Annotated in this window: 8 protein-coding genes; 4 read left to right on the top strand and 4 right to left on the bottom strand. The window is 37.8% G+C overall.

The genetic code is table 11. The features are described 5' to 3' along the window. Window positions 1–26 precede the first annotated feature (26 nt). The 4 genes from Q0371_RS02225 to ugpC all read left to right on the top strand — a co-directional run bounded on the left by Q0371_RS02225 (window position 27) and on the right by ugpC (window position 4014). Window positions 27–1082: a toxic anion resistance protein gene (locus Q0371_RS02225; RefSeq protein WP_169360220.1), complete on the top strand. Its 1056-nt coding sequence runs from the start codon at window positions 27–29 to the stop codon at window positions 1080–1082. Window positions 1083–1123: 41 nt separating this feature from the next. After that, window positions 1124–1702, top strand: a complete 579-nt coding sequence (locus Q0371_RS02220; protein WP_169360191.1) for a TerD family protein — start codon at window positions 1124–1126, stop codon at window positions 1700–1702. Window positions 1703–1911: 209 nt separating this feature from the next. After that, window positions 1912–2808, top strand: a complete 897-nt coding sequence (locus Q0371_RS02215) for a helix-turn-helix domain-containing protein (protein ID WP_298467746.1) — start codon at window positions 1912–1914, stop codon at window positions 2806–2808. 108 nt (window positions 2809–2916) lie between these two features. Then, window positions 2917–4014, top strand: coding sequence for a sn-glycerol-3-phosphate ABC transporter ATP-binding protein UgpC (gene ugpC / locus Q0371_RS02210; protein WP_169360193.1), 1098 nt, complete (start codon window positions 2917–2919; stop codon window positions 4012–4014). 127 nt (window positions 4015–4141) lie between these two features. On the opposite strand, the gene Q0371_RS02205 is transcribed toward ugpC, so the two are convergent. The 4 genes from Q0371_RS02205 to Q0371_RS02190 form a co-directional block, all read right to left on the bottom strand. Next, window positions 4142–7222, bottom strand: a complete 3081-nt coding sequence (locus tag Q0371_RS02205; RefSeq protein WP_298467744.1) for a carbohydrate binding domain-containing protein — start codon at window positions 7220–7222, stop codon at window positions 4142–4144. A gap of 127 nt (window positions 7223–7349) precedes the next feature. Further along, entirely contained in the window at window positions 7350–8309 is a 960-nt protein-coding gene (locus tag Q0371_RS02200) for a GNAT family N-acetyltransferase (RefSeq protein ID WP_298467742.1), read from the bottom strand. Between the two features lie 19 nt (window positions 8310–8328). Next, window positions 8329–9921, bottom strand: a complete 1593-nt coding sequence (locus Q0371_RS02195) for an FAD-dependent oxidoreductase (protein WP_298467740.1) — start codon at window positions 9919–9921, stop codon at window positions 8329–8331. Window positions 9922–9938: 17 nt separating this feature from the next. Further along, window positions 9939–11603: an alpha-glucuronidase family glycosyl hydrolase gene (locus Q0371_RS02190; RefSeq protein ID WP_298467738.1), complete on the bottom strand. Its 1665-nt coding sequence runs from the start codon at window positions 11601–11603 to the stop codon at window positions 9939–9941. Window positions 11604–11679: the final 76 nt, after the last annotated feature.

Genomic DNA, 11679 nt, shown 5'->3' with positions numbered 1-11679 from the left:
GTAGTTTGGAACTAGAAAAATTAGAAATGGACCAAAAGGAACAGCTTTTAGAGGAAAGCAATGAACTCAAAACACAATTGAAGAGAGATCCTCAGGTTTTACAATTGGTTGCGAAAATTGATCCTAAAAACCAAGTAGAGTTGTTAGAGTTTGGTCGCGAGCCAGCAAACGAAATCTCTGCTTTTACAGGAAGAATTTTAAACACAATAAAATCTAGTAGTATGGAAGAATCCAGCGAGCTTTTAAAACAGCTTGGTAAAATTATGGATAAGTTCGATAAAAAAGATTTTGTAGAAAAGCCATCTCTATTGAGCAAGGTGTTCAAAAAGGGTGAGAAGCTAATTGAAAAGCTCTTCAATAAGTATCAAACAATGGGGAAAGAAATAGACAAAGTCTTCATTGAAATTACGAAATATGAAAAAGAGATGAAAGCTTCTACTCAAACGTTAGAAGAACTCTACGATAAAAACTTCACTTATTTCATGGAGCTAGAGAAATATATTGTTGCAGGTGAATTAAAGCTTAACCAGTTACGCCAGCAGCTCCCTGCCCTACAGGAAAAAGCAGAGAGAGGCGATCAGCTTGTTTTAATGGATTTGAATTCCCTTCAAAATGCCATTGAGCTACTAGATCAAAGAATTTATGACTTAGAAATGGCTAAACAAGTTGCCTATCAGTCTGCCCCTCAAATCCGAATGCTGCAACGAGGTAATACCAAGCTTATAGGGAAGATTAACTCTGCATTTGTGACTACCATTCCTATATTTAAAACTGGTCTAATCAATGCTATTTCTGCCAAACGACAAAACTTGGTTGCCCAATCGATGAGTGAATTAGACCGTCGAACAAACGAAATGCTGTTAAGAAATGCGAATGACATTTCTAGGCAAAGTGTAGATATCGCCAGAATGTCAGGTCAGCCTAGTATTAAAATTGAAACGATTGAGCAAACGTGGGAAACAATTATGCGTGGGATGAACGAAACAAAGGCGATTGAAGATGAAAACCGTAAAATGAGAGAACAAGGTCGTCTTCGATTAGAAGAGCTTCAAAAGAAATATGAAGATGGTCAAAGAAAATAAAACACTTACTCAGTACTCACTAATTTAAAGGAGGAATTGAAATGTCAGTTATTAACCTATCTAAAGGACAAAAGATTGATCTTACAAAAACGAATCCTGGATTAACAAAAATTATGGTTGGATTAGGTTGGGATACAAATCGCTATAGTGGTGGTCATGACTTTGATTTAGACGCCTCTGCTTTCTTAGTTGATTCAAATGGAAAGGCACTAAGCGATAAAAGTTTCATCTTCTATAACAATCTTCAAAGTGAGGATGGCTCAGTTGTTCATACTGGAGATAATCGCACAGGTGATGGCGATGGTGACGATGAGCAATTGTTAGTGAACCTTCAACAAGTCCCTAGCGGTGTGCATAGAGTAGTTTTTACCGTTACTATTCATGATGCAGAGGCTAGGAATCAGAACTTTGGTCAGGTTTCTAATGCCTTTATCCGGATTGTAAATGACGAGACGCATGAAGAAATAGTTCGATACGATTTGGGAGAGGACTTTTCCATTGAAACGGCACTTGTTGTTGGTGAGATATACAGACACGGAAATGAGTGGAAGTTTAACGCAATTGGGAGCGGTTTCCAAGGTGGCTTAGCCTCTTTAATAACGGAATTTGGTCTTAGCTAAGCAATTTAATAAGTGCATGACAAGCTTACAAGAAAGATTGAACTTTATATCTCAAGCCCGCACAGTAAAGGAAATCTCTCGAGTTCATATGAAACTTGGGAGATTTCTATTTTGAGCCATTAATTTCCTGATATATATGTTTAGATGTCTACTTTGCATACTAATCTACCACCGTTCCAGAAAGAGATTCATGAGAAAGGAGTTCAACTATGCTGAAAGATTTATCTTCCCTCTTTCCTTCCTATCATAAATTTTCAGAATACCCAAACAACACAGACAAGGACGTTCATACTTTTCATGATCCTTCTAGTAATCAGTGGATACAAATAAAGAAGAATGAAGTATCCTCTCGGGACTTTTCGCTACTCTCTTCTTTCTACACAGTAGTAGATTTAACATTGCCATCTGATTACTCACTTTCTGAAAGGTGGAATCGTTTTCTTCAAGGCTCTGGTGAGCTACCTATTGAGGCAGGCAAGAAAATTCGTATTATACAGCTTGTGATAAAGAGTAATAGCTTTCAAAATACAGACTTGGCCAAGGCCGTTCAATTATTTTTCGAGGATGCTGTGCAACTTGTTTTCGTAGCCCCCAACAATGCCTTACTGATTGAACAAAAGTCTACATATACTCAGTCTCCAGAGGACCTGGCTTCCTTTATCTCAGCTTTAGAAAGTGATTTTTTTATAAAAGCCCAGCTCTTTATCGGGAAGTTCTATCCTGTAGATGAACAAACACCTTCACGTTATGCTTTAGAAAGAGAATGGTTTTCTAATGGAATAGGCAACTATTTTCCTGGACGAATTTATACACTCGAAAGCATATTTCCGACCATCCTAACCAATGAAATGTCGGAAAGCTTGAGACAAATCATTCACCACGAAGTGTTAATTCCAATTGAATTTGACACGGAGCTACTGCAAACCGTCCGTGCATTTTTCGAAAATGGCTTCAACGCCTCTATCACTTCAAAAAAATTACATATTCACCGGAATACACTTCATTATAGATTGTCAAAATTTCAGGAAATCACAGGTATATCAGTCCGTGACTTTGGCGGAGCACTCATTGTTTATTGTGCTAGCTTGCTCGTAAACTATGAATAACAACATGCACAATATATTTCTAAAAACCTTGTGCATATCATCTATATAAGCCATTAATCTCTATTGTTAAACTTAATGTATGGAAAAAACAATTTGGGGGGATTTACAATGGAAAAAATGGTTCTCGAAAATATTTATAAGATATATGATGATACTTCTACTGCAGTTTCAGACTTTAACTTACACGTACAAGACAAAGAATTTATCGTTTTAGTTGGGCCATCTGGTTGCGGTAAATCGACAACACTTCGTATGATTGCAGGCCTAGAGGAAATTTCTAAAGGTGAGCTTCGTATCGAGGGTAAGCTTATGAATAATGTGGCTCCTAAAGATCGCGACATCGCAATGGTGTTCCAAAACTACGCACTTTATCCGCATATGTCTGTCTATGATAATATGGCTTTCGGGTTAAAACTAAGAAAATTCCCTAAAGCTGATATTGACAAGCGAGTGAAGAATGCAGCTGAAATTCTAGGTCTTGAGCCACTTCTAAATAGAAAACCAAAAGCTTTGTCTGGCGGTCAGCGTCAGCGTGTGGCATTAGGACGTGCAATCGTCCGTGATGCTAAGCTGTTCTTAATGGATGAGCCATTATCTAATCTAGATGCCAAATTACGTGTACAAATGCGTGCTGAAATTATTAAGCTTCACCACCGACTTAAAACAACTACTGTATACGTTACCCATGACCAAACAGAGGCAATGACAATGGCTTCACGTTTAGTAGTTATGAAGGACGGCCTTATTCAACAGGTCGGTACACCGAAAGACGTGTATGAAAACCCGGAAAATGTTTTCGTTGGAGGCTTTATTGGATCACCTGCCATGAACTTCTTCCAAGGGCAAGTAAAAGACGGTTACTTTGTAGCCGGCGAGAATAAGATTAAATTATCTCCAGAAAAGGCTTCTCTTCTAAATGGGCAAGGCTACAACGGTAAAGATATTATTTTCGGAATCCGTCCAGAGCATATTTCTGCCGACCCAGAGGATCTGACTAGAACACCAGAATCCGTAGTGAACGCACATGTAGATGTATGTGAATTAACAGGTGCTGAGTTCATGGTGTACTCCACTCTAGGAGAACAGCAATACGTTGCTCGAATTAATGCCGATTCTCTTTTAGAAACAGGGCAAAACATACAGCTTACATTTGATATGTCTAAGGCTCACTTCTTTGACAAGGAAACAGAAAGCCGCATACGATAATATAAATTTGCCCACAGCCCATTAAAGGGTTGTGGGCTTTTATAATGCTATGCTGTAGAAAATATCAGTAAAAAAAGTGCTATGTTTAGCACTTTTTTCACCCACCTATGAATATGTTTTCCAGATTTTATTCCTTAATGATAAACTCTTCCGATAACGGCACCATATTCTCCTTTATCTTCTTACCTTCCCACGCAGTTACTTTTAGTTGATACCCCTTAATGTTTTTAGGCATCTTAAGCTTTGTCGACATTTTCATCGTCTTACCTTTTGGGATTGTTCTTGAGCTTTGATCTTGATCAACTACTTTTCCATTCTCATCAAGTAACTCCATTAATACTAAAATATCTTGATTTTTATTTTTAGTATTTATAACCTCTATGGCAGCTGTAATCTTTTTCTCCTTCGTAAGCTTTTGTATTTCCTTTCCTTTTTCATCTTGGAATTTCACATTCACTTCCATTGCATATTCCGGAATCTCTGCTTGTTGCTCCCATTGAATACTATATGTTTTCTTTGACTTACCATCTGGAGCAGTGACTGAAATAATAGTTACTTGTCCTTCGTCTTTTATATCTATATTCGCTTCTGTCTGATTTGCTATAGCTTGTAAGCTCGATCTTTCTTGTTCCGGTAAACTATATTGGCTTTTCCCTGGTGAAAAATTAGAAATAGTCTTTCCGCCAATTAAAATAGATTTTAGTGTAGCGTCTGTTTCAGGTACTGCAATCATTTGTAGCTTGTTGCCTTGTGCGTAATAAATGCTTCCGTTCATCCCTACCGTCATATTATTCATAAAGCGATCTACGATAACTTTATGTGACAAGGTTTCTGGATCAATAGCAACTAACTTTCGAGAAAGTGTCGTATAAAGCATTCCATCTGGTGCCCATTCTAGTCGGTAAGGTAGCCACTTACTGCTATTATATAAGCTTGGATGAATGGTTTTACTCTTAACCACTTCCTTCGTTTCTGGATCCATCGCAAATATTGTCCCATCAACTATGCCCCATAGGTTACCATCAGGTCCAAATGAGATCTCACCAATCATTCTTGGAGTTTCATCTATTCCAGGAATAGCAGGGGTAAATTCTTCTATTTTTTTGGAAGTAGCTACATCCCATACAAATATCTTAGCCTCTTTTGCTTTTGGGTCCAAGCCTAGTCCGCCCCAAATGGATGTGCTGCCATATAGCTTTCCGTCCTTATAGGCTAATCCAATAATACTTTGATCTTCTACTACATTTCTATATTGTGACCATTTACCGGTGTCTTCATCGAATATGGCTAGAACTCCACCTAATACCCCGTAATCTGGTACCGTACCAACGAATAGCTTATTATCTCCCGATGTAAGTGTAAAAGGTCTATCTTGATGATCAGTAATATCATATTCTAGCTTAGGGTTACTATTTAAATCTATCTCCTTGTTCGGATCATAGCTATAAATCATCGCTCCTACATATGTTCCATAATATACTTTGTCATTTAGAAAGCCGATGCCTTCTGGTTGGGCAAAGGAAGGTATATTCACTTCCCTTTCATTCGTAAATGGGTTATATATACTTAGTCCACGCTGGTAGCCACCCATATATAATTTTCCATCTTGTCCAGCTTCTAGCGCCTGAATCTCTACGGATTGTGAGGCAATATCCATGTCAATAAACGTTATTTCATTTTTTATTGGCTCGTATAATATATATTCGCCATACTGCGTAATCATAGCAAGAACTGTCTCTCCATTGCTTAATGTTATCCATTCCATATCTTTAACTCGTACTGTGTCTGGTAATAAAGGAATACCTTCAATCTCTTTTGTTTCATTTTTACTAAAATCGTACTGATACAATTTCTTTTCAAACTTAAAGTAAATTAAATTGTTATTGTGTGGAGAAGGGTCTGAAATCATATTGCTATAACTAAATTGATTAATCACTTCATGCGTCTCTCTATCAAGAACTAGCATAGTTACTGAACCAGCGGAAACAAACAGCTTATCATTTACGATAAAAATATTTTCGATCATGCCATCTGTACCTGTTTGGCCTTCAATTATTATTTCTTCTTTTTCTCCTGTAGATCTATCAATCTTGATCAAATGCTTTTTAGTACCTACTCCGACGTAAATAGAGTCATCAGTTACTCCAATTCCTCTCGCATATTGCTGACCTTCCTTTGCAGTACCAAAGTTACGGAAAGCACCTCTTTCTATGTCATATTCGAATACAGCTGCATGAGGATAAGTGGACCCATAAATCTTCCCATCAGCGGTACCTTCTAAATCCCACACCCAGTTATCAGATGGATTGACCCCTAATTCTTCTACTTTCTTCTCCTCTGGTAAATATCGATAAAGCTTACCATCACCTGTTCCTGCAAAATACACATTTTGATCGGAACCAATTGTGATTGCCCATAAAGCCTCTGTTCCTTCTATTACTTTAGAAAATTTAAGATCTCCTGTTTCAGCATTTAAAACAGAAAATGTTCCCGGAAGGCCATTAGAATGATAATATACTTCATTTTCTCCAAGGCTATTTTTTTGAATAACTGCTGCTTGTCCTAACTGCACGTTAACCATTTCACCTAAATCGACTGGAGAAGCATATTCTCTTTCTAATGGAATGTCTTCTACTGCTTGCTCCCAAGTAACGTCATCAAAGTAAGCCTCTGTTAAGCTAATTACGCCAGAGTAGAAGGCTAGCCTTGCATATGCTGCATTCGCAGGAACCTCAGTAAAGACTTTTAGTTCTGTCCAATTGTCTTTAGGTAAGTTTCCAAATAACTCTGTTTTGACATTGTTAGTGAGCTTTCTATTGTCTTTGTCGTAATAGTGCACCTCATACACAATATTATGAGTTTGCTTTACCACATTTGTCATGACCTTTGCAGTATAGGATTTACCAGGAGTGACCGATACTCTGTCACTAAATATCCTACTACCTGCTTTGTCCGATTCGTCTTTAAAGTGTAGGCTATGACTCCCCTCGTGAGAAATAGTGTTGGTAATAACTGCTGGAGTACTACTGTTATTTTCCATCGACCATCCTGGTATAGTAGAAGGGTCATTATTTACCTCTTCAAATCCAGGGTTTCGTATCTCACTTGAAGCTTCCTCCGCATGAGATATGGATAATGGCGTAAAGTTTCCTAACGCCACGCTTGTACAAAGAACCGTAATCATTACAATTTTAAAGAATTCTCTCATTTATTTTTCCTCCTATTTATATAGTTATTAGTACTAGTCTTAAGAATAGTTTTTGCTATGATTAGTGAGGGTTGTCGACTTTGAATGAGTCTAAAATCGAGTACTTCTTTCTTCTGTAAACTCTATTTCAATTTGTACCTGCTAAATCCTTTAAATATATCCCATATCCTTTCCAAATATCGAAATCTAGTTTTTTATAAAAGTCTACTAATATCGTCCAATCGATAATAATAGTTCCGACTTTTCTTTCCTGTAATAGAACCATTGCCGCCTGTACAATTCCTAATCCATATCCTTGCTTTTGTTCGCTCGAATCTACTCCAAGGGGTCCAATCCCTCCAACCTTAGTTGTAAAGGAAGGACTCCAATAAACATTCTGCGCAATCGTTGGGGATGCATCATCATTGATTCGACAAAATCCAATGATACGTCCATTCTTTTTGAGTACTACAAACTCTCTTCCATTTCCATTCGATTCAAAATATTTGATCGCCTCGTATTCCCATCTGCCAGGAAAAGACTTGTTTAAAAAGGTAAGAAACTCTTCCTTTTCATCCGGTTGTAAGATTGAATAAGACACTGTCTTGTCTTCGGGCATGGAATAGTTCTTACTTAGATGATTAATCAAGTCATATGTGTCGATTCTTTTCACATAGCCCTTCTTTTCAACCCACTGTTGTGTCTCCCCAAATTGTAGAGGTACTCCAGAGAAATAATGAAAAGGATCTCCGCCTAACTGAACCTCCTCTATACCATGATCTTTTAAAGTTTCTTCGGCCTTATTAAGTAGCTTTGTCCCTAACCCTTTATTCCGGTAATTTGTGTCAACCAAGAGTACCTGAACCCACCCCCTTTTAGAATCCATTTTTACATTTACTTTCTCCTGCCACTTTTTAGCTATAATAAATCCTATTATGTTATTTTGGTCATCTACCGCTATGGCACAACCATCTTCTAGAATATTCTTGTCTTCCAAACTATTTTGGTTAAAAAGTTTTTGACGCATTGGATATTCTTCTCCCAATTCTTTGTTCCAGAGCTCGACCATTTCCTCTAATCTACTAGCATCCCAAGGCAATATTTTCATTTCACGTCATTCCTTTCTACTATTCTCCAAATGTCTCTTGCATACGTTTGATAGGGTCATCCTTCATGTCGCTACTCCATTCAACCACCTGGTTTACTTTCATTAGTTCTTGTTTTAGTTCCTGATAATCTATTTCTTGGACAGATGTATTATGTTTGATGGCTAGATTTGCTGCAACACTTGCAGATTGTCCAAGAATCATGAATACTGGCTCCATTCGTATAGATCCAAAAGCAATGTGAGAGCTGGATAAACAAACTGGAACAAGCAAATTAGTACACTCCTCTACTTTTGGACGTATGGAGCGGTAGGATATCTCAAATGGAGAAATCGGGACCTGCACATCTCCCTCATTTACACATCTTCCATCAATCACCACACGTCGGCAGTTATGAGAATCCATATGGAAGGAAGCCAATCCAATTGGGTCTTCAACAAAGGATTGTCCAAGACAGTTATGGTCTGTCATGACGTAATCTGATATCATTCTTCTTGCTTCTCTAATATAAAGCTGATGCGGCCAATGTCCCGTTTCCATAAATTCGTCCTTTGGTAGACCCCAAGATGCTACTTCCTCACGGATTGACTGTGGGACTCGTTCATCATTAGATAAAAAATAGAGCATCCCAAGATCATAATTTACGTGGTCTTGAAAAATCTCCTCTCGTCTTTCGTAGCTACCCTCAGGCCATTCATAATTCTTACCAATATTATCAGTGGAGATTGCACCGTGGTTATTTAAATCCGATTTGTCATTTGGGAGTGGAGTATGTAGCTTCATAGCATCCCAAACGCCCGACTTAATATAGCGTAATAAAAGCTCATAACGCTGTGGCTCATAGTTAGGGGGTTTTGGAAAAGAAATTCGATTTTTAGGGTTATTTGTTAAACAAATTCGAAAGTTATAGGCTTGAATCCGATGATCCCCCTGTCCCTGGTATCCTAAAGACTCTTTACTATCTACACTTATACCTGGTAATAGTCCACTGTCCTCCTGACCCTCTATCTTATACGGGTCAATCCACTTCTCAAATTTATGATGTGGTGCACCAAATTGAACGCCATTATAGATTTCCTTATAAGTGGCATTCGACTCTCTACCTACAAAATAGGAAACGTCCGCTAGCGCAAGTAAGTCTCCCTCATAGCTACAATCCATAAAGACTTTCCCTTTAAAACGATTACCACTCTCCATGATGATTTCCTTTATTTCTCGATCCTTTTTAATAACTTCATGTAAGTGTTCATTTAGAAATACCGGGATGTTATACTCTTCCATCCAGGATGCAAATATAGATTGTGCAGCCTTTGGTTCAAATCTCCATTGTTTTTCCTTACGGTAGTATTTAGCTACCTCATTATAAAACTCTTTAGCAAGTCCACCAATGGCATTTTCTGCGCCAAGGTCTGTGGCACCTAAGCCGCTAGCGGTCATGCCTCCAATATTCCGGCTAAATTCTACCACTGCTACTGACAATCCATTTCGTCGCGCCTGAACAGCGGCAGTTAAACCTGCTGGAGTTCCACCGTATATAATTAAGTCTCTCTCCACAATTTTAGATTCTTTATTTTTGGGTGTAGGCTTGTAATAGTAAAGTTCTTTAAAATTCATTCGCTTCCCTCCTTCTCTTATTTCTCGTTCCATTCTTTTAGAGTTCTTGCAGCTACTGTTTTTAAAAAATAGAAGTATATGTTGGCTAATTCTGTTGGTGTATAAGATTGTGAAATATCTTTTGATTGAGTAGACAGCAGCCTTTCTGTCTCTTCAAAATCCCACTGTCCAAAAAACTTACCTATCTCGTTTAGACAGTTTGCAACGTCCTGCCGCTCTGCCATATCTGTAACCTTTTCTGGATCGACGACTCTAGCTGGAAATAACGGTACGTTCCATTTAGTGTGAGGTGAGATTATTTCTTCTAACAAAAGAAATGCTTCTTTAATCTGTGTCGAATCAGAAGCATAGATCTGAAAATATTGTTCTAGAGACTCACTTAAACTCTGTCCCCAAACAAGCTTCGTATATATATAATTATTAAAATGTTGGACCCACTTCCATGGGTAACTTTTGTCTAATTCCGTAGAGTGATCTTTCACATGTGGCGGGACAATCAGATTTAAAATTCCCGTTACGTTTTGACGTCGATAATCCCTTACGTCTTCATCAATTCTTTTTGCCAGGGGTGGGAATAGCTCACTTAGCATGAAATGGTCGCTATAATATTCTAAAACGGTTAGATTTCTACCATTCTGTGTGGCTCCCGCGTTCCAATCCTTCAATGCATGACTTGCTCTTTGCTGATTAATCTCCTGTGATTCTATACTTTCTGCGTAATTTCTTCCCCAGTATGCAAATAGAATATCAACTTCTGACGAGATATTCGTGTTATTGTCGCGCTCTAGCATGTTCCACGAAAGTCCAGCGTTGTAGACTATATGCTCGACCTCTACTTGCTGCCCACTACTCTTTAAAGATTTATTCAAATTTTCAGTAAATAAAATATAGTTCGACATGAAGTCACTGGCGTTTTTCTCTCCAATACCCACATCCTCTGGCCACAAGGATATTCTAGAAATTACCTCATTCTCTTTACAAATAGCTACAATTTTTTGAATGACCTTCTCCTGTATTTCCTTATCTCTTGTAAAGAATTGAATATTTTCTTGCTTAGCACTCTGAATACCTATCTCGTTTAATAAAAATTGAAGTGAATGGCCGCCTAATGTTACCTTTACTCCTCTTTTTTTTAAGGTCGGAGCTACATACCTTTTTACTTTTTCCCATAAAAAGAAAGTAAAAAAATATTCATTATGGCCATTCTTTACTCCCCAATCTATTAATGAATTAATAAATGTTGAGTCATCAATGGTTTCAATAATATTTCCTCTTCTTTCAAAAGTAGGATTAAAAGTAGAAAGTTCTTCTTGCTCTTGAAGCGGCGCTGCAACTATTTCTTCTTGATCCAACTGAGTCCATCTATAGCCTAAATACATTTCACAATACTTATAAATTCCATATAAAACAGAGCGTGGCTCCTCCCCAATAATCCATGTGTTGGTGCCTTGTTTTACTATGCTGTAGCCGTCTAGACTTAAAACAACAGGTAGTTTGGAATCAATCGATAATGATTCGTATCGTTCTCTTGTTATTAATAAAATTTGATGATCGTCGCTATCTTTAAAGCATTCAACAAGTTTCAAGGAGCCTTCGATACCGGCTTTTTCTAACAACCTTTTTAACTCTTCCACTGCAAATAGAATTGGCTCTTGTTTGCTAAAGTAAGTAATCAAATTCATAATATCACTGCCTTTTAGATTAATATCTTGATTTCTAGCTACAGTAAAAGGCCCATGTTCTTCTAGACACGTGCCT

It is taken from the genome of uncultured Psychrobacillus sp. (assembly GCF_938022135.1).
GTDB lineage: Bacteria > Bacillota > Bacilli > Bacillales_A > Planococcaceae > Psychrobacillus.
This window is presented reverse-complemented; position numbering and strand designations above follow the sequence as displayed.

Coding starts and splice junctions, on each gene's coding strand:
- Q0371_RS02205 (WP_298467744.1), bottom strand. CDS start 7,222: ATGAGAGAATTCTTTAAAATTGTAATGATTACGGTTCTTTGTACAAGC.
- Q0371_RS02195 (WP_298467740.1), bottom strand. CDS start 9,921: ATGAATTTTAAAGAACTTTACTATTACAAGCCTACACCCAAAAATAAA.
- ugpC (WP_169360193.1), top strand. CDS start 2,917: ATGGAAAAAATGGTTCTCGAAAATATTTATAAGATATATGATGATACT.
- Q0371_RS02190 (WP_298467738.1), bottom strand. CDS start 11,603: ATGAATTTGATTACTTACTTTAGCAAACAAGAGCCAATTCTATTTGCA.
- Q0371_RS02200 (WP_298467742.1), bottom strand. CDS start 8,309: ATGAAAATATTGCCTTGGGATGCTAGTAGATTAGAGGAAATGGTCGAG.
- Q0371_RS02225 (WP_169360220.1), top strand. CDS start 27: ATGGACCAAAAGGAACAGCTTTTAGAGGAAAGCAATGAACTCAAAACA.
- Q0371_RS02220 (WP_169360191.1), top strand. CDS start 1,124: ATGTCAGTTATTAACCTATCTAAAGGACAAAAGATTGATCTTACAAAA.
- Q0371_RS02215 (WP_298467746.1), top strand. CDS start 1,912: ATGCTGAAAGATTTATCTTCCCTCTTTCCTTCCTATCATAAATTTTCA.